This window comes from Orrella sp. JC864, assembly GCF_037026685.1.
GTDB lineage: Bacteria > Pseudomonadota > Gammaproteobacteria > Burkholderiales > Burkholderiaceae_B > Orrella.
Window position 1 is genome coordinate 98,544 of sequence record NZ_JBANET010000011.1, and the last position, 25,130, is coordinate 123,673.

21 protein-coding genes are annotated in these 25,130 nt (G+C 69.4%); 8 read left to right on the forward strand and 13 right to left on the reverse strand.

Annotated features, from left to right (window positions below; all coding sequences use genetic code 11):
* The first annotated feature begins 65 nt into the window (after positions 1-65).
* Positions 66-938: an inositol monophosphatase family protein gene (locus V8Z80_RS12015; RefSeq protein WP_155193164.1), complete on the forward strand. Its 873-nt coding sequence runs from the start codon at positions 66-68 to the stop codon at positions 936-938.
* On the opposite strand, the gene V8Z80_RS12020 is transcribed toward V8Z80_RS12015, so the two are convergent.
* The gene (locus V8Z80_RS12020) at positions 922-2,700 is read right to left on the reverse strand and encodes an AMP-binding protein (protein WP_336062118.1); all 1,779 of its coding nucleotides are present in this window, start codon (positions 2,698-2,700) and stop codon (positions 922-924) included. The genes V8Z80_RS12015 and V8Z80_RS12020 overlap by 17 nt on opposite strands.
* Before the next feature lie 118 nt (positions 2,701-2,818).
* On the opposite strand from V8Z80_RS12020, the gene V8Z80_RS12025 reads away from it, so the two are divergent.
* A complete protein-coding gene (locus tag V8Z80_RS12025; protein WP_336062119.1) occupies positions 2,819-4,015 on the forward strand; it encodes a M20 aminoacylase family protein in 1,197 nt (398 codons plus the stop codon).
* Between the two features lie 8 nt (positions 4,016-4,023).
* Here V8Z80_RS12025 and V8Z80_RS12030 read toward each other — a convergent pair whose 3' ends face one another.
* A complete protein-coding gene (locus V8Z80_RS12030; protein WP_155193169.1) occupies positions 4,024-4,917 on the reverse strand; it encodes a LysR family transcriptional regulator in 894 nt (297 codons plus the stop codon).
* 114 nt (positions 4,918-5,031) lie between these two features.
* On the opposite strand from V8Z80_RS12030, the gene V8Z80_RS12035 reads away from it, so the two are divergent.
* From V8Z80_RS12035 to pagP, 5 genes are all read left to right on the forward strand, one after another.
* On the forward strand, positions 5,032-6,072 hold the full coding sequence (locus tag V8Z80_RS12035; RefSeq protein WP_336062120.1) for a YeiH family protein: 1,041 nt from the start codon (positions 5,032-5,034) through the stop codon (positions 6,070-6,072).
* Positions 6,073-6,157: 85 nt separating this feature from the next.
* Complete coding sequence (locus tag V8Z80_RS12040; RefSeq protein ID WP_336062121.1) at positions 6,158-7,084, forward strand: HpcH/HpaI aldolase/citrate lyase family protein; 927 nt, start codon at positions 6,158-6,160, stop codon at positions 7,082-7,084.
* Between the two features lie 79 nt (positions 7,085-7,163).
* The gene (locus V8Z80_RS12045; RefSeq protein WP_155193180.1) at positions 7,164-7,580 is read left to right on the forward strand and encodes an acyl-CoA thioesterase; all 417 of its coding nucleotides are present in this window, start codon (positions 7,164-7,166) and stop codon (positions 7,578-7,580) included.
* Between the two features lie 24 nt (positions 7,581-7,604).
* The gene (gene mgtE, locus V8Z80_RS12050) at positions 7,605-9,071 is read left to right on the forward strand and encodes a magnesium transporter (protein WP_155193182.1); all 1,467 of its coding nucleotides are present in this window, start codon (positions 7,605-7,607) and stop codon (positions 9,069-9,071) included.
* A 23-nt stretch (positions 9,072-9,094) separates the two neighbouring features.
* On the forward strand, positions 9,095-9,655 hold the full coding sequence (pagP, locus tag V8Z80_RS12055) for a lipid IV(A) palmitoyltransferase PagP (protein WP_155193183.1): 561 nt from the start codon (positions 9,095-9,097) through the stop codon (positions 9,653-9,655).
* A gap of 73 nt (positions 9,656-9,728) precedes the next feature.
* Here pagP and secA read toward each other — a convergent pair whose 3' ends face one another.
* Both secA and V8Z80_RS12065 read right to left on the reverse strand, forming a co-directional pair.
* On the reverse strand, positions 9,729-12,485 hold the full coding sequence (secA, locus tag V8Z80_RS12060; RefSeq protein WP_336062122.1) for a preprotein translocase subunit SecA: 2,757 nt from the start codon (positions 12,483-12,485) through the stop codon (positions 9,729-9,731).
* A 96-nt stretch (positions 12,486-12,581) separates the two neighbouring features.
* The gene (locus V8Z80_RS12065) at positions 12,582-13,562 is read right to left on the reverse strand and encodes a M23 family metallopeptidase (protein ID WP_155193187.1); all 981 of its coding nucleotides are present in this window, start codon (positions 13,560-13,562) and stop codon (positions 12,582-12,584) included.
* Between the two features lie 121 nt (positions 13,563-13,683).
* Here V8Z80_RS12065 and V8Z80_RS12070 point away from each other — a divergent pair, with 121 nt between their 5' ends.
* A complete protein-coding gene (locus V8Z80_RS12070) occupies positions 13,684-14,100 on the forward strand; it encodes a DciA family protein (RefSeq protein ID WP_155193211.1) in 417 nt (138 codons plus the stop codon).
* A gap of 90 nt (positions 14,101-14,190) precedes the next feature.
* On the opposite strand, the gene lpxC is transcribed toward V8Z80_RS12070, so the two are convergent.
* The 9 genes from lpxC to murD all read right to left on the reverse strand — a co-directional run bounded on the left by lpxC (position 14,191) and on the right by murD (position 25,130).
* On the reverse strand, positions 14,191-15,114 hold the full coding sequence (gene lpxC / locus V8Z80_RS12075) for a UDP-3-O-acyl-N-acetylglucosamine deacetylase (RefSeq protein WP_155193189.1): 924 nt from the start codon (positions 15,112-15,114) through the stop codon (positions 14,191-14,193).
* A gap of 286 nt (positions 15,115-15,400) precedes the next feature.
* On the reverse strand, positions 15,401-16,561 hold the full coding sequence (gene ftsZ, locus V8Z80_RS12080) for a cell division protein FtsZ (RefSeq protein ID WP_155193191.1): 1,161 nt from the start codon (positions 16,559-16,561) through the stop codon (positions 15,401-15,403).
* 242 nt (positions 16,562-16,803) lie between these two features.
* Entirely contained in the window at positions 16,804-18,030 is a 1,227-nt protein-coding gene (ftsA, locus tag V8Z80_RS12085) for a cell division protein FtsA (protein WP_155193193.1), read from the reverse strand.
* Positions 18,031-18,034: 4 nt separating this feature from the next.
* Positions 18,035-18,832, reverse strand: a complete 798-nt coding sequence (locus tag V8Z80_RS12090; RefSeq protein ID WP_336062123.1) for a cell division protein FtsQ/DivIB — start codon at positions 18,830-18,832, stop codon at positions 18,035-18,037.
* A 12-nt stretch (positions 18,833-18,844) separates the two neighbouring features.
* Entirely contained in the window at positions 18,845-19,804 is a 960-nt protein-coding gene (locus tag V8Z80_RS12095) for a D-alanine--D-alanine ligase (protein WP_155193194.1), read from the reverse strand.
* The gene (murC, locus tag V8Z80_RS12100; protein WP_336062124.1) at positions 19,801-21,207 is read right to left on the reverse strand and encodes a UDP-N-acetylmuramate--L-alanine ligase; all 1,407 of its coding nucleotides are present in this window, start codon (positions 21,205-21,207) and stop codon (positions 19,801-19,803) included. The genes V8Z80_RS12095 and murC overlap by 4 nt, the downstream gene beginning before the upstream one ends.
* Positions 21,204-22,346, reverse strand: coding sequence for an undecaprenyldiphospho-muramoylpentapeptide beta-N-acetylglucosaminyltransferase (gene murG / locus V8Z80_RS12105; RefSeq protein WP_155197447.1), 1,143 nt, complete (start codon positions 22,344-22,346; stop codon positions 21,204-21,206). Before murG ends, murC begins: the two co-directional genes overlap by 4 nt.
* Positions 22,343-23,536 (reverse strand): putative lipid II flippase FtsW, encoded by a 1,194-nt coding sequence (ftsW, locus tag V8Z80_RS12110; protein ID WP_336062125.1) that lies wholly within the window; start codon positions 23,534-23,536, stop codon positions 22,343-22,345. Before ftsW ends, murG begins: the two co-directional genes overlap by 4 nt.
* A 67-nt stretch (positions 23,537-23,603) precedes the next feature.
* On the reverse strand, positions 23,604-25,130 hold the full coding sequence (gene murD, locus V8Z80_RS12115; protein ID WP_336062126.1) for a UDP-N-acetylmuramoyl-L-alanine--D-glutamate ligase: 1,527 nt from the start codon (positions 25,128-25,130) through the stop codon (positions 23,604-23,606).

A 25,130-nucleotide genomic window follows, 5' to 3' on the forward strand; every position in this document is an offset into this window, starting at 1 on the left:
CCACGGTATTGACGGTGCGTAAAGGAGCATGAGACTGTAACCCGCTAGGCCTTACACTGGACGCCATGGAACCCCGACCCCCTACTTCCGAACACGCGCCGCGCGACCTGGGCATCGCCGTCGACGCCGCCGTCAGCGCCGCGCACGCCGGCGCAGCCATACTGCAATCCTACGCGCATCACCGCGCCGACCTGGTGATCGACCGCAAGGCCCGCAACGACCTGGTCTCGCAGGCCGACCGCGAGGCCGAGGCGGCGGTCATCGAGGTGCTGCGCGAACGCACGCCGGCCTATGGCCTGATCGCCGAGGAAACCGGCGGGCGCCGCGAGGGCGAGGCCACCTGGTACATCGACCCGCTGGACGGCACCACCAACTTCCTGCACGGCATCCCGCACTACGCGGTGTCGATCGCGCTGGTGGCGCACGCCGGCTCGCGCATGGGCCCGGGGCCGCAGCTGGCGCAGGATACGCCGGTCATCGGCGTGGTCTACGACCCCTGCCGCGAAGAGCTGTTCACCGCGGTGCACGGCGTGGGCGCCTGGCTCAACGGCCGCCGCATCGCCTGCTCGCGCACGGCCGGCCTGGACGATGCGGTGCTGGCCACCGGCTTTCCGTTTCGCGACTTCTCATTCGCCGACCAGTACATGCCCATGCTGCACCAGGCCATCCATACCAGCCGCGGCGTGCGCCGGCACGGCGCGGCGGCGCTGGACCTGGCCTGGACGGCCTGCGGCCGCTTCGACGGTTATTGGGAAATGGGCCTGGCGCCGTGGGACGTGGCCGCCGGCACCCTGCTGGTGCGCGAGGCCGGCGGCACGGCGCTGGACATGCGCCAGGCCGAGCCCTGGCCCAAAAGCGGCAACGTGGTGGCCGGCAACCCGCAGGTCGCGGCCGCGCTGCTGGGGATGATCGCACCGCACCTCAAGCCGCAGGCTTGAGACCGTCCTTGCCCGGGCCGTCCTTGCCCGGGCCGTCCTTGTCCGGCCCCGCCGCCGCATCCCCGCCCCCGCCGGCGGACTGTCCGTCCTCTGCCGGCCGCAGCTCGCGCCGCAGGATCTTGCCCACGTTGCTCTTGGGCAGCTCCTTGCGGAATTCGACCTGCCGGGGCCGCTTGTAGCCGGTCAGGCGCTCGCGGCAAAAATCCATCAGGGCCTGTTCGGTCAGCCCGGGATCCTTGCGCACCACGAACAGCTTGACCACCTCGGTGGAATGCTCGTCCGGCACGCCGATGGCCGCGCACTCGAGCACGCCGGGATGCTCGGCCACCACTTCCTCGATCTCGCTGGGATAGACGTTGAACCCCGAGACCAGGATCATGTCCTTCTTGCGGTCGACGATGCGCGTATAGCCCCGCTCGTCCATGACGCCGATGTCCCCGGTCTTGAAATAGCCGTCGGCGGTCATGGACTCCTGGGTCTCCTTTTCCTTGTTCCAGTAGCCGGCCATCACCTGCGGGCCGCGGATGCCGATCTCGCCGCGCTCGCCAAGCGGCAAGGGCCGGCCCTGCTCGTCCAGGATGGCCAGGTCGGTGCTGGGCAGCGGCAGCCCGATGCTGCCCGAGTACTCGGTGGCGGTGGTGGGGTTGACCGTGGCCACCGGCGAGGTCTCGGACAGGCCATAGCCCTCGATCAGCGGGCGGCCGGTCAGTTGCAGCCAGCGCTCGGCCACCGGCCTTTGCACCGCCATGCCGCCGCCGAAGGTCAGCCGCAGCGAGGAAAAATCCAGCGACTGGAAGCCGGCATCGTGCACCAGCGCGTTGAACAGCGTGTTCACGCCCGGAAAGATGTTGATGGGCCGCTTGCGCCAGGCCTTGACGATGGAGCGCAGGTCGCGCGGGTTCATGATCAGCACCTGGCACATGCCCGCATGAAAACCGTACAGCCCGCACACCGTCAGCGCGAAGATGTGATAAAGCGGCAGCGCCCCCAGCAGCGTCAGCTGCTGCCCTCGCAGGTCCTTCAGAGCGGGCTGCGCCACCGCCTCGACCTGCAGCACGTTGACCACCAGGTTGCGGTGCGTGAGCATCGCGCCCTTGGGCGTGCCGGTGGTCCCGCCGGTGTATTGCAGCACGGCCAGGTCGTCCAGGTCCGGCGAGGGACGGTGATAAGGCAGCAGCGCGCCGCGCTCGAGCACTTCGCCCAGGCGCCGCGCGCCAGGCAGCTCCCAGCGCGGCACCAGCCGCTTGACGTGGCGCGCCACGAAATTGACCACCGCGCCCTTGGCCAGGCCCAGCAGGTCGCCGGGCGAGACCACCACGACGTGTTCGAGCTCGCCGCGATCCTGCACCGCCTGCAAGGTATGGGCGAAGCTCTCCAGGATGAAGATCACGCGCGCGCCGCTGTCCTGCAGCTGCTGCTGCAGTTCGCGCGGTTTGTACAGCGGATTGACGTTGACCAGCACGTGGCCGGCGCGCAGCACGCCGACCAGGCAGGCCAGGTAGGCCGGCACGTTGGGCATCATCAGCGCCACGCGCGCATCGGCCGGCAGCTTGAGCGATTGCAGCCATGCCGCCACGCTGCGCGAATAGCCGTCCATCTGGCGATAGGTGACGGCCGTGCCCAGCGTATCGCAGGCCGGCAGCCGCGCGTGCTTCTCGCAGGCCTGGTCGAGCAGGTCCACCAGCGACCGGTAGCGCTGCGGCGAGACCTCGTGCGGGACGCCTTCCGGGTAGTGCGCGAGCCACGGACGTTGCGTTGTCATTGTTCGTCTCCCAGGTCTGTTTTGATTGATGATACCCTTACCGCAAGGCCGCGCCGCAACAGGCAGCACGCCCCGCCCGCGGCGCGCGGACAAGCCCATTTCACCGCTAGGTCCCCCAATGAAACTCATCGAACCCATCGTCGCCTGGCAAGCCGAGATGACCGCGCTGCGGCGAGACATCCACGCCCACCCCGAGCTGGGCTACGAGGAACATCGTACCGCCGACCTGGTCGCCGCCAAGCTGCAGGAATGGGGCATCCCCGTGCATCGCGGCCTGGGCGGCACCGGCGTGGTCGGCGCCATCAAGGGCCAGGCGGGCGAAAGCCCGCGCGCCATCGGCCTGCGCGCCGACATGGACGCCCTGCCCATGCAGGAGGTCAACACTTTCGCGCACGCCAGCAAGGTTCCCGGCAAGATGCACGGCTGCGGCCACGACGGCCATACCGCCATGCTGCTGGCCGCGGCGCGCCACCTGGCCGCCTATCCGGACTTCGCCGGCACCGTGTATGTCATTTTCCAGCCCGCCGAGGAAGGCGGCGCCGGCGCGCAGCGCATGATCGACGACGGCCTGTTCGAGCGCTTCCCCATGGAAGCGGTGTTCGGCATGCACAACTGGCCCGGCATGCCGGCCGGCAGCTTCGGGCTCACCACCGGCCCCATCATGGCCTCGAGCAACGAGTTCGACGTGATCGTCAAGGGCAAGGGCTCGCATGCGGGCATGCCCAACCTGGGCGTCGATCCGGTCATGGCCGCGGTGCAGATCGCCCAGTCGCTGCAAACCATCGTCACCCGCAACCGCAATCCGCTGGACGCGGCCATCCTGAGCATCACGCAGATCCACGCCGGCAGCGCCTACAACGTCGTGCCCGGCCATGCCGAAATGCGGGGCACGGTGCGCACCTTCACGCTGCAGACGCTCGATCTGATCGAGCGCCGCATGGGCGAGATCGTCGAGCACACCGCCCGCGCCATGGGCTGCGAGGCCGAGTTCACGTTCCGGCGCAACTATCCGCCCACCGTCAACGAAGCCGGCGAGACAGCGCTCTGTGCCGAGGTCATCCGCGACCTGGTCGGCGAACAGCGCCTGGACGCGCAAGTGCAGCCGACCATGGGCGCCGAGGACTTCGCCTTCATGCTGCAGGCCAAGCCCGGCTGCTATGTCTGGATCGGCAATGGCAACGGCGAGCACCGCGCCGACGGCCACGGCATGGGGCCCTGCATGCTGCACAACGGCAGTTACGACTTCAACGACGAGATCCTGCCGCTGGGCGCCAGCTACTGGGTCAACCTCGCCCGGCGCCGGCTGGCCGGCTGAAGCGGGCTTTACGCCGGCGGCTCCTGCCGCGCGGCCAGGGCGCTTTGCAGGAAGTCGGCAGCCACGCGGCTGGGCAGGTCCGCGTGCGGCAGCAGGATGCTCAGCATGCGCGTCAGCGGCCTGGGGGCGACGCGCAGCGCGCGCAGCATGCCATCCTCGTGCCGCATCGACAGGGCCGAGACAAAGCCTATGCCCAGCCCGGCGCGCACCGCCTGCTTGATGCCTTCCACCCCCGCCAGGTAGACCGACACGCGCGGGCTGACCTGCGCCCGCGCGCAAGCCTGCTCGACCAGGTGCCGCACCCCCGAGCCCGGCTCCCGCATCACGAATTCGTAGCGGGCCAGCTCGCGCAGGCTGGCCGCGCCGCGTCCGGCCAGCGGGTGGTCCGCTCCCACCACGGCCACCACCTCGTCCTCGCGCCAATCGTGGATCGCCAGGCCCGCGGGCAACCCGGCCGGCACCGCCCCCTCGATGAAGGCCATGTCCAGCTCGGGCAGCAGCTCCACGATGTCGCGCGTATTGCCGTCGGAGATGCGCACTTCGACGCCGGGATGGCGCCGGCGAAACGCCGCGACCAGCGCGGGCAGCAGATAGCTGGCCGGCGTGGTGCTGGCGCCCAGGCGCAGCAGGCCGGTCTGCATGCCGCGCCGCGCATCGCGCAAGGCCAGCGCCTGCTGGTAGCCCTGGTGCATGTGCCGCGCGCTTTGCGCCAGCGCCTGCCCGGTGGGCGTCAGGGCGATGCCCCGGCCGCTGCGCCGGTACAGCGGCTCGCCGAAGCTGGCCTGCAGCAGGCGCAACTGGCCCGACACCGCCGGCTGCGACAGGTGCAGCCGCTCGGCCGCATGGCTGATGTTGCAGGTTTCGGCCACGCACGCGAAGGTGATCAGTTGCTCGGGGGTCATGGGCAGGCGCCAGATATCGCATTTCCAGATATTTTTTATCCAGAATAACGATTTTTCTAATGGATGGTGCGGTTTTAATATAACCAGCGGAAATAATCTAATAGCCATATCCGCATGAACACCACGGCAGTGCCCTCTTCCCCGCTCTGGCGCGACACCCTGGGCGGCATCCTCTTCACCGGCCTGCTGGCCGCCGCCGTCATGCAATTGGCCTCGCTGCCCTGGTTCGTGCGGGCCGGCCTGAGCCCGCTGGTGGTCGGCATCGTCGCCGGCATGCTGTACGGCAATTTCCTGCGTGGCAACGAAACCGCGGGCTGGAAGGCCGGCGTGCATTTCACGGCCCGCCGGCTGCTGCGGATCGCGGTGGCGTTCTACGGATTGAACATCAGCGTGCAGCAGATCGCCGCCATCGGCCTGCCGGCGGTGGCCGTCTCGGTGGCCGTGGTGCTGGGCGTGCTGGTGCTGGGCACCCTGCTGGGCACGCGGCTGCTGGGACTGGACCGCGACACGGCCATGCTCACCTCGGCCGGCAGCGCCATCTGCGGCGCGGCGGCGGTGCTGGCCTTCGAACCCACGCTGCGCTCGGCCCCGCACAAGAGCGCCGTGGCCGTGGCCAGCGTCGTGCTGTTCGGCACGCTCTCCATGTTCCTGTATCCCATCGTCTACCGCGCGGGCCTGCTCGGGCTGGATGCGCAGGGCTGGGGCATCTACATCGGCGCCACCGTGCACGAGGTGGCCCAGGTCGTGGGGGCGGCCAGCGCCATCGACCCGGCCACCACGCAGGCGGCCACCATCGTCAAGATGACGCGGGTGGCGCTGCTGGCGCCGGTGCTCATCGTGCTCGGGCTGTACCTGCGCCACGCCGCCGCCGGCCACGCCGACGGACAGCGCGCGCCGGTGGCCGTGCCCTGGTTCGCGGTGGGCTTCCTGGCGCTGGCGCTGGTCAATTCGGCCGGCGTCATCCCGCCCGACCTGCTCGATGCGCTGCGCCGGCTGGACGTATTCGCGCTGACCATGGCCATGACCGCCCTGGGCATGGAAACGCGTTTCGCCCAGATCCGCCAGGCCGGCGCCAAGGTGCTGGGCCTGGCCGCGATACTCTTCGTGCTGCTGGGCGCCGGCGGCTATCTGCTGGTGCGCCTGGCCCTGGGCTGAGCCTGCAGGCCCTGGGCGAGCACAACGAAGAAATCCTGGCCGAACTGGCCGCGCTCGAACGACAGGAAACACAGGAGCCCCAAGCATGATCGAATCCGGCAAAACCGCCCACGACCCCGCGCACTGGCGCTCGCTGCTGTTCGTGCCGGCGACCCGGGAGCGCTACGTCGAAAGCGCCCTCAAGCGCGATGCCGACGCGCTGATGCTCGACCTGGAAGACAGCGTGGCCGCCGACCAGAAAACGCTGGCGCGCGAGCGGGTACGGCAGATCGCCGAACGCTACGTGCAGGCCGGCTTCGGCGTGGCGGTGCGCGTGAACCGCCCCTGGCGCCTGCTGGTGCGCGACATCGAGGCCTGCGTCAGCCCCCAGGTCCATGCGCTGACCCTGCCCAAGGTCAACGAGCCGGGCCTGGTGCGCGCGGTCGCCGAGATCCTGCAGGACTGCGAGCATGAGCAAGGGCTGGCCCAGGGCCACACGCGCCTGATCGTCATGGTCGAGGATGCCGAGGGCCTGGAAAACGTTTCGGCCATCGCCCGCGCGCATCCGCGCATCAGCGGCCTGATCGTGGGCGCCGAGGACCTGGCCGTGTCCATGCGCATGGCGGTGCACGAGGACACGCTCTACGTGCCCAACGTCCTGGCCCTGGCGGCCTGCCGGCGGGCAGGCATCACGCCGGTCGGCTTCATCGGCTCGGTGGCCGACTTCGCCGATCGCGAGGCCTTCAGGGCCAAGCTCGAACGCGCGGCGCGCCTGGGATTCGAGTCGGCCTTCTGCATCCATCCCCAGCAGGTGGACATCGTCAACCAGGCCTTCACGCCGGCGCCCGAGGCAGTGGCCCGTGCCCGCGCGCTGCTGGCCGAATTCGACGCCCAGTGCGCGGCCGGCCGGGCAGCCTGCACCTTCGAGGGCCGCATGGTCGATGCGCCGGTGGCCGAGCAGGCCCGCCAGTTGCTTGCGCGCCACGAGGCGCTGGCCGCCCGGGCGGCCGCCCGCGCACTGGCGCGCGGCTAGCGGCGCCAAGCCGGCCGCGCCCTCGCGCGCGGCCGGTTTTTTCCTGCATAATCGTCCGGTATCCACCAGGAGCCGGCGCATGCCTTCTTCACCCCCCGTCACCGCGCCGCTGTCCGAACTGGCGCGCGGCCGCGAGCCTGTCCTGCGCGTCATGCCCATGCCCAGCGACGCCAACATCCACGGCGATGTCTTCGGCGGCTGGATCATGTCCCAGGTCGACATCGCCGGCGCCGTCCCGGCCGCGCGCCGCGCCGCCGGACGGGTCGCAACGGTCGCGGTCAACGCCTTCCAGTTCAAGCATCCGGTCTTCGTGGGCGACCTGCTCAGCTTCTATGCCGAAGTCATCAAGACCGGCACCACCTCCATCACCGTCTTCGTCGAGGTCTACGCCCAGCGCCAGCGCCTGGATGCCGAAGTGGTCAAGGTCACCGAAGCCACGCTGACCTACGTCGCCACCGATGAGGCGCGCCAGCCCCGTCCGCTGCCCAATCTCTGAACGCCCGCCTTGCCGCAGCAGAACATGTCGTCTTCCCCCGCCGCCCAGACCCCGAGCCCGCGCCGCCTCGACCCCGAAGACGCCCAGCTGGCCCTGCACAAGGTTCAGGAGCTGCTGCGCCGCCAGCAGCTGGTCGAGGACCTGACCCACCGCCAGGCCGAGGGCGACCGGCGCGCCGATCTGGTCGAAAGCCTGCTGCACCGGCAGCACGAAAGCGAAATCAAGGCGCTGGTCGACGACCTGCATCCCTCGGACATCGCCTTCATCCTCGAATCGCTGCCCAAGGACGAACGCCAGCTGGTCTGGCGCCTGGTGGCCGCCAAGCACGATGCCGACGTGCTGCTCGAGGTGGACGACTGGGTGCGCGAGTCCCTGCTCGAAGCGATGGACCGCCACGACATCGTGGCGGCCACCGAGAACATGGACGCCGACGAGCTGGCCGACTTCGCCCACGTGCTGCCCGACGACATCATGGCCGAGGTGCAGAAGGGCCTGACCGACGAAGAGCGCGCGCGGCTGGTCGAGGCCATGGGCTACCCCGAGGACAGCGTGGGCGCCATCATGGACTTCGAGATGGTGCGCGTGCGCGAGGACGTCACGCTGGAAGTCGTGCTGCGCTATCTGCGGCGCCTGCACGAGCTGCCCAACCATACCGACCAGATCTTCGTGGTCGACCGGCGCGACAAGCTGCTGGGGGTGCTCTCGCTTTCCCGCCTGCTGCTCTCCGAGCTGGAGACCGAGGTGCGCGAGGTCATGAGCACCGACTTCCTGGCCCTGAACCCGCTGGATTCGGACGCCGACGCAGCCGGCGCGTTCGAGCGCTACGACCTGGTGTCCGCGCCGGTCATCGACGACCACGGGCGCCTGATCGGCCGGGTCACCATCGCCGACGTGGTGGACGTCATCCGCGAGGACTCCGAAGAGCAGGCCCTCTCGCGCGCGGGGATGCAGGAAGAGGACATCTTCGCGCCGGTGCGCAAGGCCCTGCGCAACCGCGCGCCCTGGCTGATGCTCAATCTCTGTACGGCGGCCACCGCCTCGTTCGTGGCCTCGCGCTTCGAGGACACCGTCAGCCACATCGTCATCCTGGCCTTCCTGATGTCCATCGTGGCCGGCATCGGCGGCAACTCGGGCAACCAGACCATGACCATGATCATCCGGGCGCTGGCCGTGGGCCGCATCACCGGGCGCAACGTCTGGCAGCTGGTCAAGCGCGAAATGCTGGTCACGCTGCTGGTGGGCCTGTGCGGCGCGCTGGTGGCCGGCGTCTTCGCCTGGGTGATCTCCAGCTCGTTCGCCATCGCGCTGGTCATGATGGCCGCCATGGTCTGCAACATGCTGGTCGGCGCCTCGGTCGGCGTGCTGGTGCCCATGGTGCGTGCCCGTTTCGGCAAGGATCCGGCCATAGGCTCTTCGGTGCTGCTGACCTTCGCCACCGATTCGCTGGGCTTTTTCATCTTCCTGGGGCTGGCCACCCTGTTCCTGATCTGACCGGCATTGCGCCGCAGCCCACCATGTCCCGACGACTGCTTCCCGCGCTGTGCTGCCTGGCCCTGGCGGGCGCCGCACCGCCTTCCCTGGCCGGCCCCTGCGAAGGCCGGCCAGGCTGGATGCAGCCGGCCTGCCAGCGCCTGGCCCAGGTCTGGCAGCAAGGCAGCAACGACCTCTACCTGACGGGCTACGCCTGGCACAACCGCTGGACCTACACGCGCGAGAAAGTGGACAGCTTCCGCGAACTGGCCTGGGGCGCCGGCTGGGGCAAGGGGCTGTACGACGAGGACGGCGATTGGCACGGCCTGTATGCCATGGCGTTCCTGGACTCGCACAGCGACTGGCAGCCCATCGCGGGCTACGGCTTTCAGAAGATCGGCCGGATCGGCGCGCAGGGCCGGGTGGGAGCGGGCTATACCGTCTTCCTGACCTCGCGCTCGGACATGTTCGGCCGCCTGCCCTTTCCGGGCGCGCTGCCGCTGGTGTCGGCCGGCTACCGCAACGCCGACCTGTACGCCACCTATATTCCCGGCGGACGCGGCGCGGGCAACGTGCTGTTCATGTTCGGCAAGGTGGCCTTCTAGGGCCCGCAGCCGCCCCGCCCGCCCCGGGGGCCGCGCCGGCCCGGCGCGCGAGCCGGCCCGCCGCCTGGGGCGATCAGGCCAGCTTGCCGTGGCAGTGCTTGTACTTCTTGCCGCTGCCGCAGGGGCAGGGATCGTTGCGGCCCACCTTGGGCACCGCGCCGGCGGGCAGGCGGGCCGGGCTGGCGGCAGCGGCGGCCGCCGCGCCTGCCTTGTCCCCGGCCAGCGCCTCGTCATAGTCCGAGTGATGGTACTGGACGTTCTGCACCTGGGGCTGGGCCGCCTGGGCCTCGGCCTGCTCGGCCTGCTCGGGCGACTGGATGCGCACCGTGACCAGGATCTTGATCACGTCGTTGCGCACGCGGTCGAGCATGGCCGAAAACAGTTCGAAGGCTTCGCGCTTGTATTCCTGCTTGGGATTTTTCTGCGCGTAGCCGCGCAGGTGGATGCCCTGGCGCAGGTGATCGAGCGCGGCCAGGTGCTCGCGCCACTGGCTGTCCAGCGACTGTAGCAGGATCGAACGCTCGAACTGGTTCCAGGCTTCCTGCCCCACCCGCTCGACCTTGGCCTGGTAGGCCTGGTCGGCCGCCTTGAGCACCCGCTCGACGATGTCCTCGTCGGTCAGGTTGGGCTCTTGCTCGAGCATCTCGACCAGCGGCAGCGAGATCTGCCAGTCCGCCTCCAGCGCCTTTTGCAGCGCCGGCACGTCCCATTGCTCTTCGACCGACTCGGCCGGCACGAAACCGCGCACCAGCTCTTCGAAGGTGGCATGGCGCAGGCCCGCCACGATCTCGGTCACCTGCGTGGCCTCCAGCACCTCGTTGCGCTGGCTGTAGAGCACCTTGCGCTGGTCGTTGGCGACGTCGTCGTATTCGAGCAGTTGCTTGCGGATGTCGAAGTTGCGCCCCTCGACCTTGCGCTGCGCGGTCTCGATCGAGCGCGAGACCATGCCGGCCTCGATGGGCTCGCCTTCGGGCAGCTTCAGGCGCTCCATGATGGCGCGCACGCGGTCGCCGGCGAAGATGCGCATCAGCGAATCTTCCAGCGACAGGTAGAAACGCGAGGAGCCCGGATCGCCCTGGCGGCCGGCGCGCCCGCGCAGCTGGTTGTCGATGCGGCGCGACTCGTGGCGCTCGGTGCCGATGATGCGCAGGCCGCCCGCGGCCTTGACCTGCTCGTTCAGGGGCTTCCATTCGGCGCGCACCTGCTCGATGCGGGCGTTCTTTTCTTCCTCGCTCAGCGAGGCATCGGCGCGGATCAGGTCGATCTGCTTCTCGATGCTGCCGCCCAGCACGATGTCGGTGCCGCGCCCGGCCATGTTGGTGGCGATGGTGATGCGGCCGGGCTTGCCCGCCTCGGCAACGATTTCGGCCTCGCGGGCATGCTGCTTGGCGTTGAGCACCTCGTGAGGCAGCTTGGCCTGGCGCAGCAGCCCGGACAGCAGCTCGGAGTTCTCGATGCTGGTCGTGCCCACCAGCACGGGCTGGCCGCGCTCGTGGCAGTCGCGGATGTCGGCCAGGATGGCGTTGTACTTTTCCTGCGTGGTCTTGAAGACCTGGTCGTTCTGGTCCTTGCGGACCATCGGCCGGTTGGTCGGCACGATGACGGTCTCCAGGCCGTAGATCTCCTGGAACTCGTAGGCCTCGGTATCGGCCGTGCCGGTCATGCCGCCCAGCTTCTCGTACATGCGGAAGTAGTTCTGGAAGGTGATCGAGGCCAGCGTCTGGTTCTCGTTCTGGATCTTCACGCCTTCCTTGGCCTCGACGGCCTGGTGCAGGCCGTCGGACCAGCGCCGGCCCACCATCAGGCGGCCGGTGAATTCGTCGACGATGACCACCTCGCCGTTCTGCACCACGTATTGCTGGTCGCGATGGAACAGGTTGTGCGCGCGCAGCGACGCCATCAGGTGGTGCATCAGCGTGATGTGGCGCGGGTCGTACAGCGACTCGCCCTCGGGCAGCAGGCCCAGCTTGACCAGGGCCTGCTCGGCATGCTCGTGGCCGGCCTCGGACAGGTAGACCTGGTGGCTTTTCTCGTCCACCCAGAAGTCGCCCTCGGGCTCGGGCTCCTGCGGCTTGGGCTCGGAAGCCATGCGCTGCAGCATGCCGGGCACGGCGTTCATGCGCACGTACATCTCGGTGTGGTCCTCGGCCTGGCCCGAGATGATCAGCGGCGTGCGCGCCTCGTCGATGAGGATGGAATCGACCTCGTCGACGATCGCGTAGACCAGCTTGCGCTGGCGGCGATCCTCGACACGGTATTCCATGTTGTCGCGCAGGTAGTCGAAGCCGAATTCGTTGTTGGTGCCGTAGGTGATGTCGGCGGCGTAGGCGGCCTTTTTCTCCTCGTTGGCCTGCTGCGGCACCACCACGCCCACGGACAGGCCCAGGAAGTTGTACAGCCGGCCCATCCACTCGGCATCCCGGCGCGCCAGGTAGTCGTTGACCGTGACCACGTGCACCCCGCGCCCGGCCAGGGCATTGAGGTAGACGGGCAGGGTCGCCATCAGGGTCTTGCCCTCGCCCGTGCGCATTTCGGCGATGCGGCCGGTATGCAGCACGATGCCGCCGATCAGCTGGACGTCGAAGTGCCGCATGCCGAACACCCGCTTGCCGGCCTCGCGTACCACGGCAAAGGCCTCGGGCAGCAGGTCGTCGAGCTTGGCGCCCTCGGCCAGGCGCTGCTTGAATTCATCGGTCTTGGCGCGCAGTTGTTCGTCGGTCAAGGGCTCGAACTTCGGCTCCAGGGCGTTGATCTGCGCAACCTGCCGGCGAAACTGCTTGAGCAGCCGGTCGTTGCGGCTGCCGACGAGTTTTTTGATCAGAGAAAACATGCAAGTGTCCGTCCGCGCCAGGCAGGCCTGGCGGCCGGCCCTGGCGGCCGATTCGAGTTTGGGTTGGCGGCCACACGCCGCAGATAACGAACCAGTTTAACGCACCTGCGCGGCGGAGGCGGTAGCCTGGTTTCCGGCGCCGGCCACGGCCGGCCCGATGGAGCCCGTCCCGAGGAAGAGCTTGGGGTCGAGCGGCTGGCCGGCCAGGCGCACCTCGAAATGCAGGTGCGGGCCAGTCGAGCGGCCCGAAGAGCCCACCAGGGCGATGCGCTGGCCGCGCTCGACCACGTCGCCCTGCTTGACCAGCAGCCGCTGCGCGTGCGCGTAGCGGGTGACCAGGCCGCCGCCGTGGTCGATCTCGACCATGTTGCCGTAGCCCAGCTGGTACTTGGCCTCGATCACCACCCCGCCCGAGGCGGCGAGGATGGGCGTGCCCGGCGGCGCGGCAAAATCCAGCCCTTCGTGCATGGCATACTGGCCGGTCACCGGGTTGCGGCGCCAGCCATAGGAAGAGCTCAGATAGGGATAATCCTTGACCGGCATGGACGTCGGCACGCGGGCCTGGTCGCCGCCGCGGCGCGTGAGCGCAAGGTCCAGCATGGACAGGTTGTCGTACTGCGCCGAGATGCGGTGCTGCAGCTGGTCCAGCTGCCGCCCCAGCGCCTCGGCGCTGGCCGTCTGGGGCTCGCCGGGCACCGTGAACAGGTCGTCCATCACTTCGGTGGCCTCGGGCAGCCCTTGCTGCGCGGCCACGATCTCCGGATCGGTATAGGCCACGCCAGCCGCCTGCGCCACTCGCCGGCTCAGGCCGTCCATGCTGACCATGCGCGCCTGCAAGGCGCCCACCTTGGCAGCCAGCAGGTTGACGTTCTCGCGCACGAAAGCCGCCTCGCGCACCGCCAGCTCGCCGGTGGGCAGGGCCAGCTCGATGGCCGGCGCTGCCGCGCGCGGGCCGATGGCATAGCGCTGCAGCAAGGCGCCCAGGGCGACCGCGGTAACCATCAGGCAAAATGCCAGGGCTGCCAGGCGCGCCCCACCGATGGTCAAATGTCCGGCCTGCCCTTTGCGGGCATGCATAATGACTATCTTCAACTCACACCATCCCATTCAATCCGGCATGCCGCAGTCCACACCACGCCGTAATCGTTCGTCTTCGCCGCCCAGGGATGGAAACCTGCTGGGCTGGCTGGGCCAGGACATGCGCAGCGCGGGCGTGATCGCCACGGCGCACAGACACATACAGATCCGGCAGGCCGTGGCATCCGTCCTGCCGCCGGCGCTGGGCGCCGTTTGCCAAGTCGCGAAAGCCGACCAGCTGACGCTGGTGCTGGCTGTTCCGAGCGCCGCCCACGCGGCCAAGCTTCGCCAGATGGCGCCCAGCCTGATCCGGGCATTGGGCGCTCGCGGATGGAACCTTAACGAAATCGCGGTGCGGGTTCAAGCCGGACTTCCCACGGGCCGGACGGAAAAGCCCCGCCCCGTCGAGAAAAACGAATTGGACGAAACCGCCCTGCAGGCCTTTTCCCGGCTGCACCAGGGCCTGCGGCCCGGGCCATTGGCCGACGCCGTGGCCCGGCTGCTGCGCCACCACGGCAAGGCTGGCGGCCAGGACTGAAAGATGGACTGGGGGATGCCGCGCAGGTTCCCGGTTTGTTACAACCCCGGGGGCCGGCGGCGGCAGGCCGGCCCGGCTAAGGCCGGCCCGTCAGGCCAGCTGCCATTCGGTGCGAAAGGCCTTGGGCACGGAAGCCAGGTCGTCGTAGGTGACGATTTCCCAGGCACTTTGGCGCGCCAGCACGGCGCGCGCCAATTGGTTGTTCAAGGCATGGCCCGACTTGCAGGCCACGTAGCGGGCCACCAGCGGCTTGCCGATGAGGTACAGGTCGCCGATGGCGTCCAGGATCTTGTGCTTGACGAATTCGTCGTCATAGCGCAACCCATCGTTGTTCAGGACACGGTACTCGTCCATCACGATGGCGTTGTCCAGGCTGCCCCCGCGCGCCAGGCCGATGGACCGCAGCGCCTCCACCTCGTTGACGAAGCCGAAGGTGCGGGCGCGGGCGATCTCGCGGGTGTACGAATGCGTGGCGAAATCGATCTCGGCGAAATTGGCCGTGGCGTCGATGGCCGGATGGTGGAAATCGATGGAGAACGACAGCGCGAAGCCGTCGTGGGGCTCGAGCCGGGCCCACTTCTCGGCCGCGCCGGCGCCTTCGCGCACCTCGACCGGCTCCAGGATGCGCAGGAACTGCTTGGGCGCGGCCTGCTCGACGATGCCGGCCGAGCGCAACAGGTACACGAACGTGCCCGCGCTGCCGTCCATGATGGGCACTTCTTCGGCGGTCAGGTCGATGTGCAGGTTGTCGATACCCAGGCCGGCCAATGCCGACATGAGGTGCTCGACGGTGGACACGCGCACCTGGCCATTCTGCAGCACCGAGGCCAGGCGCGTGTCGCTGACCTGGTGGGCCTGGGCAGGCAGGTCGACCACTTCGGGCAGGTCGATGCGGTGAAAGACGATGCCGGTGTTGGGCGCAGCCGGACGCAGGGTCAGCTCGACCCGGCGGCCCGAGTGCAGGCCGACGCCGGTCGTGCGGACGATGTTCTGGATGCTGCGCTGTCGAAACATGGAAAGAACCGTGGAAAAAGTCGGACCAGCGGCCCATGAAAGGCAAAAAAACGACAGTCAGGCAAAACCGTCGCAAATGCCACCCTATTGTAATGCTTTGGGCGCACCGTGACCAACGCACGCTGGCCGGCGCCACCCGAAATTCCTTCTCGGTGTTACACACGCCGGACTGGCGCGCGCCCGGCCCGCTGGGGCAAGGCGCGCGCGGCGACGTCGTCCCGGCCCTGGGGATCGGGCCGGGACGCGGAGGGAGCCGCCCGCCAGGCGCCCGGTAGGGCGCCGGCGATCAGTCGGCCTGCTTGCGCAGGAAGGCCGGGATGTCGAAGTGGTCCATGCCGGCGGTCTCCAGCGCCCGCACCTGGGCCGAGGCCTGGCTGCGCGGGTTGCGGATCACCGAAGGCATGTCCAGGTTCCGATAATCGGCCTGCATCGGCGCGTTGTCCGTGCCGGTGCGCAGCACCTCGGCGGTGTTCTGCACCAGCTGCGGACGGCTTTGCGTGCGGCCCAGGCCGGTGGCCACGACGGTCACGCGCAGGCTCTCGCCCATGGAGTCGTCGTAGGCCGTGCCGAAGATCACGGTGGCATCGTCCGCGGCGTAGCTGCGGATGGTGTCCATGATCTCGCGGGTCTCGCGCATCTTCAGCGAGCGGCTGGCGGTGATGTTCACCAGCACGCCGCGCGCGCCGTTCAGGTCGATGCCCTCGAGCAGCGGGCAGGCGATGGCCTGCTCGGCCGCCACGCGGGCGCGGTCGCTGCCCGAGGCGATCGCCGTGCCCATCATGGCCTGGCCCTGCTCGCCCATGATGGTCTTGACGTCCTCGAAGTCCACGTTGACGTTGCCCTCGACATTGATGATCTCGGCGATGCCGGCGCAAGCGTTGTGCAGCACGTCGTCGGCCGCGCGGAAGCAGTCGTCCTGGGTGGCGTCATCGTCCATCAGGTCGTACAGGTTCTCGTTGAGCACGACGATCAGCGAATGCACGTGCTTGGCCAGCTCGGCGATGCCGTCCTCGGCCATCTTCATGCGCCGGCTGCCCTCGAAGGCGAAGGGCTTGGTGACCACGCCCACCGTCAGGATGCCCAGCTCCTTGGCCACTTCGGCGACCACCGGGCCGGCGCCGGTGCCGGTGCCCCCGCCCATGCCGGCCGTGATGAAGACCATGTTGGCGCCGTTCAGCGCCGAGCGGATCTCCTCGCGGGCGGTCTCGGCCGAGGCGCGGCCCTGCTCGGGTTTGGCGCCGGCACCCAGGCCGGTGCGTCCCAGGCGGATCTGCACCGGTGCCTCGGTGGCGGCCAGGGCCTGGGCATCGGTGTTGCAGCAGATGAAATCCACGCCGCTCACACCCGCACGGATCATGTGCGCCACGGCGTTGCCGCCCGCGCCGCCAACCCCGACCACCTTGATCACGGTGCCCTTGGTGTTGTTGTCCAACAGTTCAAAGTTCATGGTTCGACTCCCTCAAGTCTCAGATTTCGTAGATACGCTTCAAAAAAGATCGGCAAAAAGAACACACACCTTCTTCTTAGAAATCGCATCAAAGCCGGCGCCGGTCCCTGACCCGCGTCGATTTTGAGGCGCCTCCTCGCGGAACGAATCCCCCGTTCCGCCCTTCCCGACGGCCCGCCCCAGGGGCGGGCCGCCTTGCCCCGCCCCCGGCCTTCTTGCGGACCGGGCGCGGGAAAAACCGCTTAATTCATGAACCACTCGCGCATGCGCGCCAGCAGCTGCCTGAAGCTGCCGGTCTGCTGCGCCACCTTGCGTCCGCGCACCCGCTGCAGCCGCGCCTCGGCCAGCAGTCCCATGACCGTCGAGAAGCGCGGATTGCGCATCACGTCGGCCAGGCTGCCTTCGTAGTCGGGCACCGCCACGCGCACCGGCTTGAGGAACACGTCCTCGGCCAGTTCCACCACGCCGGGCAGCAGCGAGGTGCCGCCGGTCAGCACCACGCCGGAGGCCAGCAGGTCCTCGTGGCCCGAATCGCGCACCACCTGCTGCACCAGCGAGAACAGCTCCTCGACGCGCGGCTCGATCACCGCGCCCAGCGCCTGGCGCTTGACGTGGCGCGGGCCCCGGTCGCCCAGCCCCGGCACCTCGACGTTCTCGTCCGGGCTGGCCAGCACCTGCTTGGCCACGCCGTAGCGCAGCTTGATTTCCTCGGCGTCGGGCGTGGGCGTGCGCAGCATCGCGGCGATGTCATTGGTGATCTGGTCGCCGGCGATGGGAATGACCGCGGTATGGCGGATCGCCCCGCCGGTGAAGATCGCCACGTCGGTGGTGCCCCCGCCGATGTCCACCAGCACCACGCCCAGCTCCTTCTCGTCGGGCGTCAGGCACGCCAGGCTCGAGGCCAGCGGCTGCAGGATCAGGTCCTGCACCTCCAGGCCGCAGCGGCGCACGCACTTGATGATGTTCTGCGCGGCGCTGACCGCGCCGGTGACGATGTGCACCCGCACTTCCAGGCGCAGGCCGCTCATGCCGATGGGCTCGCGGATGTCCTCCTGCCCGTCGACGATGAACTCCTGGGTGAGCACGTGCAGCACCTGCTGGTCGGTGGGAATGTTCACCGCCTTGGCCGTCTCGATCACGCGCGCCACGTCGGTGGCCGTCACCTCCTTGTCCTTGACGGCGACCATGCCGCTGGAATTGATGCTGCGGATATGGCTGCCGGCGATGCCGGTATAGACGTCGCGGATCTTGCAGTCGGCCATCAGCTCGGCTTCCTCGAGCGCGCGCTGGATGGAGTTGACCGTGGTCTCGATGTTCACGACCACGCCCTTGCGCATGCCGCGCGACTCGTGCTGGCCCAGGCCCAGCACCTCGAAGCGGCCTTCGGGCAGGATCTCGGCCACCACCGCCACCACCTTGCTGGTGCCGATGTCCAGGGCAACGATCAGGTCCTTGATGTCACGGGTCATGGCTTCACTTCTTCTTGGGTTGTGATTCGGGCGGCGCCGACAGCGTCAGCGCGAACCCGTTGGGGTATCGCAAGTCGGCGTGCAGGACCGACCGGCCTTCCAGCTGGCGCGTGAGCGCCGGCCAGGCCTGCACGAAGCGCTGGATGCGCGCCGAGAACGGCAGTGCGCCCGGCAGGCCGTGCGGGTCGGGCGCATCGGCGCCCGGGTCCCGCCCCAGGTCCAGCCGCATGCCGTCCGAGAGCTGCACCTGCCAGGCATAACGCGGGCTCAGGGCCAGGCTGGCGACGTTGACCTGCAGCGGCGCGAACCAGCGCGCCAGCTCGGCGTAGCGCTGCACCACCAGCGTCTCGGTGCCCTCCGGGCCTTCCAGCTGCGGCAGGCTGGCCTCGTCCTCCAGCTCGCCCAGGTTGGCGGTAAAGGCCTCGCCCCAGGTGTTGATCATCTGGTTCTCGTTCCAGAGCGCCAGCGGCTGGTGCTCCTCGATCACCACGCGCAGCGTATCGGGCCAGATCCGCCTGACCGTGGCGCGCCGCACCCAGGGCACCGCCTCGAACATGCGCCGGGCCTGCTCCAGGTCCACGGTGAAGAAATTGCCCTGCAGGCTGCCGGCGATGGAGCTGCGCACCGCCGCCGGCGACACGTAGCGCAGCTCGGTATCGGGCGCGGGATGCAGCTCGATGGCTTGCAGCGTGAACACCGGCCGATGCGCCAGCCACACCACGCCCGCGGCCAGCATGGCCGAGACCGCCAGCACCGCCAGGGTGTTGGCCAGGACGTTGATCGCGCGCGCGTCGTTCCACACGTAAGGTTCCGGTCAAGTTTCGTTCGAATGCCTGGCGGCCTCGCGCACCTTGCACGAAGCCTCGGCGAGGATCGCCACGCACAACTCGGCATAGCTCATGCCCTGGGCGCGGGCGGCCATGGGCACCAGCGAGTGGCCGGTCATGCCTGGCGAGGTATTCAGTTCCAGCAGCCACGGACGGTTCTGCGCATCGAGCATGAAATCGGCGCGGCCCCAGCCTTCGCAGCCCACCGCCTGGTAGGCGCGCACGCTCAGTTCCATCACCAGCCCGGCCACCTCGGCCGGCAGCTCGGCCGGGCAGACATAGCGCGTATCGTCCGAGAAATACTTGTGCTCGTAGTCGTAGTTGCCCGCCGGCGCGATGATCTCGATCACCGGCAGCGCGCGCGCCTGGCGGCCGCTGCCCAGCACCGCCACCGTCAGTTCGCGCCCGGCGATGAACTGCTCGGCCAGCACGTCCGTGTCGAAGCGGGCGGCCTGCTCGTAGGCGGCGCGCAGCTCGCCGGCCGCGTTCACGCGCGTCACGCCCAGCGTCGAGCCTTCGTGCGGCGGCTTGACGATCAGCGGCAGTCCCAGCGTCCGTGCCACCGCGTCCAGGTCGGTGTCGGCGCGCAGCACGGCGTAGGCCGGCGTGGGCAGGCCGGCCTGCTGCCACACGCGCTTGGTCATGACCTTGTCCATGGCCAGGCTCGAGGCCATCACGCCGCTGCCCGTGTAAGGAATGCCCATCAGCTCGAGCGCCCCTTGCACGGTGCCGTCCTCGCCGTAGCGGCCATGCAGCGCGATGAACACGCGCTCGAAGCCCTCCTGCTGCAGTTCCAGCAGGCTGCGCCGGCCCGTATCGAACAGGTGCGCGTCCACGCCGGCCGAGCGCAGCGCCTCGCACACGCCCGCGCCGGACATCAGCGAGACCTCCCGTTCGGCCGAACGGCCGCCGTAGAGCACGCCTACCTTGCCAAAATCGCCACTCATGCCAATTCCTCTATCTGCGCCGGCACCTTGCTGATGGAACCGGCGCCCATCACGATGACCACGTCGCCATCGCGCACGAAATCCAGGACCGCCTGCGGCATGTCGGCCACGTCCTCGACGAAGACCGGCTCGACCTTGCCCGCCACGCGCACGCCGCGCGCCAGCGCGCGGCCGTCGGCGGCCACCAGCGGCGCCTCGCCGGCGGCATAGACGTCGGTCAGCAGCACCGCGTCGGCCGCGCCCAGCACGCGCACGAAATCCTCGAAGCAATCGCGCGTGCGGGTGTAGCGGTGCGGCTGGAAAGCCAGCACCACGCGCCGCTCGGGCCAGGCGCCGCGCGCGGCGGCCAGCGTGGCCGCCATCTCGGCCGGGTGGTGGCCGTAGTCGTCGATCAGCGTGAAGCGCCCGCCGCCCTGGCGCGCCGGCACCGCGAAATCGCCCACTTGCGTAAAGCGCCGGCCCACGCCGTTAAAGCCGGCCAGCGCCTGCAGGATGTGGTCATCGTCCACGCCCAGCTCGGTGCCCACGGCGATCGCCGCCAGTGAATTGAGCACGTTGTGCCGGCCTGGCAGGTTCAGCTCCACCGACAGCGGCGGCATATCTCCCTCGCGCGTGCGGCGCAGCACCTCGAACAGCATGCGCGTGCCCTGCGCCTTCACGTTGACCGCCGAGACCTGGTTGTCGCCGTTAAAGCCGTAGGTGGTGATCGGCCGCGACAGGAAAGGCATGATTTCGCGCACGTTGGCGTCGTCCGCGCACAGGATCACGCTGCCGTAGAAGGGCAGGTGCTGCGTGAACTCGATGAAGGCGCTCTTGAGACGCGCGACGTCATGGCCATAGGTATCCATGTGGTCGGCGTCGATATTGGTGATGATCGCCATCACCGGCAGCAGGTTCAGGAACGAGGCATCCGACTCGTCGGCCTCGACCACGATGTACTCGCCCTGCCCGAGCCGGGCATTGGCGCCGGCCGAATTGAGCCGGCCGCCGATCACGAAGGTCGGATCCAGGCCGCCGGCGGCCAGCACGCTGGCCACCAGGCTGGTGGTCGTGGTCTTGCCGTGCGTGCCGGCCACGGCGATGCCGCGCTTCAAGCGCATCAGCTCGGCCAGCATGACCGCGCGCGGCACCACCGGGATGCGCGCCGCGCGCGCGGCGATCACTTCCGGGTTGTCGCCGGCCACCGCGGTGGAGGTCACGATGGCGTCCACGCCGGCCACGTTGGCCGCGTCATGGCCCAGGCACACGCGCGCGCCCAGCCCGGCCAGCCGCTGCGTGACCGCCGAGGTGTGCAGGTCCGAGCCGCTGACGGTGTAGCCCAGGTTCAGCAGCACCTCGGCGATGCCGCTCATGCCCGAGCCGCCGATGCCGACGAAGTGGATGTGTTGGATACGGTGTTTCATGCTGGGTACCTCGCGGCGGTCTCGCACACGTCCGCGATATCGGCTGCCGCGCGGGGCAGCGCATGGGTATGGGCGCGCTCGGCCGTGCGGCGCAGCGTGCCGCGATCCAGGGCCTGCAGCCACCCGGCCAGCCACTGCGGCGTCAGCGCCGACTGCGGCTGCAGCCAGGCGGCCTGGTCCTCGCTCAGGTGGCGCGCGTTGGCGCTCTGGTGATCGTCCACCGCGTGCGGAAACGGCACGAACAGCGCGGCCACACCCACCGCGGCCACCTCGGCCACCGTCATGGCGCCTGCGCGGCAGATCAGCAGGTCCGCCTGCGACAGGGCGCCAGCCATGTCGTCGATGAAAGGCAGGCACTGGGCCTGCACGCCGGCCTGGGCGTAGGCCTGGCGCAGGGCCTGGATATGCTGCTCGCCGGCCTGGTGGATCACTTGCGGCCGGCTTTCGGCCGGCATCAGGGCCAGCGCCTGCGGCACGGTCTGGTTCAGCGCCTGCGCGCCCAGGCTGCCGCCCACGACCACCACGCGCAAGGGGCCGCTGCGCTGGGCATAGCGGCTCGCCGGCGGGGTCATGTTGGCCAGGTCATGGCGCACCGGATTGCCCACCACCGCCGCCTTGCGCAAGACGCCCGGAAAGCCGCTGAGCCGGCGGGTCGCTATCCAGGACAGGGCCCGGTTGGCCAGGCCGGCCACGGCGTTCTGCTCGTGCAGCACCAGCGGCACGCCGCGCAGCACGCCCATCACCCCGGCCGGGAAGGCCACGTAGCCGCCCATGCCCAGCATCACGTCGGGCTTGACCTTGCCCAGCTGGCCGAAAGCCTGCCAGAAGGCGTCTAGCAGCATCCAGGGCAGCTTGACCAGCGTGGCCAGGCCCTTGCCCCGCACGCCGGCAAAGCGCAGCGGCACCAGCTCGATGCCGTGGGCAGGCACCAGCCGGCCTTCCATCTTCTCGGGATGGCCCATCCATTTGACGCGCCAGCCGCGCGAGACCAGCTCGTCGGCCACGGCCAACCCGGGCATGATGTGCCCGCCCGTGCCGCCCGCGACGATAAGCGCGGTGCGTTGCACGCCGCCGCGCCCCTGGCCGACGGGGCGGCGCTCGCCATGCGAGGCCTGCGCGCTGGATCGGGAAACGCTCATACCCGTCCTCCGCGCATCAATATGCGGTTTTCCATGTCCACCCGGGCCAGGATCGCCAGGGCGCACAGGTTCATCACGATGCCCGAGCCGCCGTAGCTGACCAGCGGCAGCGTCAGCCCCTTGGTCGGCAGCAGGCCCAGGCACACGCCCATGTTGATGAAGGCCTGCACGCCGAACCACAGCGCCACGCCTTGGGCCGCCAGGCCGCTGAAGGTGCGCTCCATGGCGATGGCCTGGCGGCCGATCTCGAAGCCGCGCTGCACCAGCACGAAGAACAGCGTCACGATCAGCATCACGCCCACGAAACCCAGTTCCTCGCCGATCACCGCCAGGATGAAGTCGGTATGCGCCTCGGGCAGGTAGTGCAGCTTCTCGACGCTGGCGCCCAGGCCCACGCCGAACCACTCGCCGCGTCCCAGGGCGATGAGCGAGTGCGACAGCTGGTAGGCGCTGCCATAGGCGTTGTCCGGGTTCCAGGGATCCAGGTAGGCGAACAGCCGCGCGCGGCGCCAGGGCGAGAGCCAGATCAGCAGCAGGAAGGTGCTGACCAGCACGCCCAGCAGCGCCGAGAACAGCTTGCCGTTGATCCCGCCCAGGAACAGGATGCCGATGGCGATGGCCACCACCACCATGAACGCGCCCAGGTCGGGCTCGAGCAGCAGCAGCAGGCCCACCGCCGCCATGGCGCAGCCCATGGGCAGGAAGCCGCGCGCGAAATTGTGCATGTGCTCCTGCTTGCGTACGGTGTAGTCGGCGGCATAGAGCAGCGCGGCCAGCTTCATCAATTCGGAAGGCTGGAAATTGACCGGACCGAGCGAAATCCAGCGGTGCGCGCCGTTGACCTCGCGGCCGATGCCCGGGATCAGCACCGCCACCAGCAGCAGCAGCGCCAGCACGAACAGGGGCATGGCCAGTCGCTGCCACGCGCGCAGGGGAATGGCCAGCACGGTCACCGCCGCCAGCAGGCCCACCATCAGGAACACGCCGTGTCGGATCACGAAGTAATAGCGGCCGTAGCTGGCGTAGCGCGGCCCATCGGCCAGCGCGATCGAGGCCGAATACACCATCAGCAGGCCCAGCATCACCAGGGTGGTGGCGGCCACGACCAGGGGCATGTCGAAGTTGCGCATGCGCGTGCGGCCGGGCCGCACCGCGTTGACGCCATGGGTCAGTTCGGCAAACAGGCTCATGGTGCCCCCTTGGCGCTGCGCGCCCTCCCCCCGAGGGGGAATTCGCCTTTCGGGCGGCCGTGCAGGCTCATGCCACTTCCCCCCTGTCCATGGCCAGCTCGCGCACTGCGTCGGCAAAGGCCTGGCCGCGATGGGCATAGTTGCGGAACATGTCCATGCTGGCGCAGGCCGGCGAGAGCAGCACGGCGTCGCCGGGCTGGGCCAGCGCCATGGCGCGGCGCACCGCCTCCTGCATGCTGCCGGCCGGGTGGCAAGGCACTTGCGTGCCGGCCAGGGCCTGGCCCAGGGCCGGGCCGTCCTGGCCGATCAGCACCACGGCGCGCGCATGGCGCGCCACGGCCGGGGCCAGCGGCGAGAAATCCTGGCCCTTGCCCAACCCGCCGGCGATCAGCACCGCCGTCTGCCCCAGGCCCTCCAGGCCCGCCACGCTGGCCCCCACGTTGGTGCCTTTGCTGTCGTCGATGAAATCCACGCCGGCGATGCTGCGCACGAAGGCCATGCGATGCGGCTCGCCGGCGTACTCGCGCACCGCGCGCAACAGCGGCGCCCAGGGCAGGTCCAGGCTGCGCGCCAGCAGCAAGGCCGCCTGCACGTTCAGCGCATTGTGGGTGCCGCGCAGCCTCAGGGCGTCGGCGGGCATCAGCCGGGTGCGCCGGCCGGCCGGCCGCGGCGGCGGCGGCGCCTTGGCGTCCTTCTTGCGCCGCGGCGACGGAGCCGCCGGCTCGTCGAAGTCCTCGGCCTCGGCCGCCGCCAGCCAGCTCACCTCGTGGTGCTGCGCCAGGCCCAGGTCGCCTACCAGCTCGGGCGCCTCGCGGCCGAAGCTGCGCACCTGCGGCGCGTCCAGCGCGGCCGCCATGGCGGTGACGGCCGGATCGTCGCGATTGACGACCTGTATCCGCGCCTGCGCATAGATGCGCGACTTGGCCTGTGCATAGGCGGCCATGCCGCCATGCCAGTCCAGGTGGTCCTGCGTCACGTTCAATACCGCCGCCGCCTCGCATTGGAGGCTGTGCGTGGTCTGCAACTGGAAGCTGGAAAGCTCCAGCACCCACGCCTGCGGCAGGTCGTCCTGCTCCAACGCATCGGCCAGCGCCGCCAGCGCCGCCGGGCCGATATTGCCGGCGGCCCGGGCCTTCAGCCCGGCAGCCTGCAGCAGGTGCCGCGTCAGGGCCGTCACCGTGGTCTTGCCGTTGGTGCCGGTCACCGCCAGCACGCGCGGCGCATATTGGCGCTCCCGGGCCAGCTGCGCCAGGGCGCGGGCGAACAGTTCTATCTCGCCCAGCACCTCGATGCCGCGTCCGGCCGCCGCGGCCAGCAGGTCCGCCACGGCGGCATCGGTGGGCGCCAGTCCGGGGCTGATCACCACGCGGTCCACGCCCTCGAGCAGTTCGGCGCCAAAGGACGCCTGGCCCAGCCGGTACTCCACCACGCTGCCGTCCAGCGATTGGCGCAGCGCCTGCAAGCCCGGCGGCTCGGCGCGGGTATCGGCCACGCGCAAGGGCACGCCGGCGCGCGCCAGCCAGCGCGCGGCGGCGGCTCCGGTCTCTCCCAGGCCCAGGATGAGCGCGATGGCGGGGGCGTGAACGTTTTCCAT

Coding starts and splice junctions, on each gene's coding strand:
- V8Z80_RS12015 (WP_155193164.1), top strand. CDS start 66: ATGGAACCCCGACCCCCTACTTCCGAACACGCGCCGCGCGACCTGGGC.
- V8Z80_RS12020 (WP_336062118.1), bottom strand. CDS start 2,700: ATGACAACGCAACGTCCGTGGCTCGCGCACTACCCGGAAGGCGTCCCG.
- V8Z80_RS12025 (WP_336062119.1), top strand. CDS start 2,819: ATGAAACTCATCGAACCCATCGTCGCCTGGCAAGCCGAGATGACCGCG.
- V8Z80_RS12030 (WP_155193169.1), bottom strand. CDS start 4,917: ATGACCCCCGAGCAACTGATCACCTTCGCGTGCGTGGCCGAAACCTGC.
- V8Z80_RS12035 (WP_336062120.1), top strand. CDS start 5,032: ATGAACACCACGGCAGTGCCCTCTTCCCCGCTCTGGCGCGACACCCTG.
- V8Z80_RS12040 (WP_336062121.1), top strand. CDS start 6,158: ATGATCGAATCCGGCAAAACCGCCCACGACCCCGCGCACTGGCGCTCG.
- V8Z80_RS12045 (WP_155193180.1), top strand. CDS start 7,164: ATGCCTTCTTCACCCCCCGTCACCGCGCCGCTGTCCGAACTGGCGCGC.
- mgtE (WP_155193182.1), top strand. CDS start 7,605: ATGTCGTCTTCCCCCGCCGCCCAGACCCCGAGCCCGCGCCGCCTCGAC.
- pagP (WP_155193183.1), top strand. CDS start 9,095: ATGTCCCGACGACTGCTTCCCGCGCTGTGCTGCCTGGCCCTGGCGGGC.
- secA (WP_336062122.1), bottom strand. CDS start 12,485: ATGTTTTCTCTGATCAAAAAACTCGTCGGCAGCCGCAACGACCGGCTG.
- V8Z80_RS12065 (WP_155193187.1), bottom strand. CDS start 13,562: ATGCATGCCCGCAAAGGGCAGGCCGGACATTTGACCATCGGTGGGGCG.
- V8Z80_RS12070 (WP_155193211.1), top strand. CDS start 13,684: ATGCGCAGCGCGGGCGTGATCGCCACGGCGCACAGACACATACAGATC.
- lpxC (WP_155193189.1), bottom strand. CDS start 15,114: ATGTTTCGACAGCGCAGCATCCAGAACATCGTCCGCACGACCGGCGTC.
- ftsZ (WP_155193191.1), bottom strand. CDS start 16,561: ATGAACTTTGAACTGTTGGACAACAACACCAAGGGCACCGTGATCAAG.
- ftsA (WP_155193193.1), bottom strand. CDS start 18,030: ATGACCCGTGACATCAAGGACCTGATCGTTGCCCTGGACATCGGCACC.
- V8Z80_RS12095 (WP_155193194.1), bottom strand. CDS start 19,804: ATGAGTGGCGATTTTGGCAAGGTAGGCGTGCTCTACGGCGGCCGTTCG.
- murC (WP_336062124.1), bottom strand. CDS start 21,207: ATGAAACACCGTATCCAACACATCCACTTCGTCGGCATCGGCGGCTCG.
- murG (WP_155197447.1), bottom strand. CDS start 22,346: ATGAGCGTTTCCCGATCCAGCGCGCAGGCCTCGCATGGCGAGCGCCGC.
- ftsW (WP_336062125.1), bottom strand. CDS start 23,536: ATGAGCCTGTTTGCCGAACTGACCCATGGCGTCAACGCGGTGCGGCCC.
- murD (WP_336062126.1), bottom strand. CDS start 25,130: ATGGAAAACGTTCACGCCCCCGCCATCGCGCTCATCCTGGGCCTGGGA.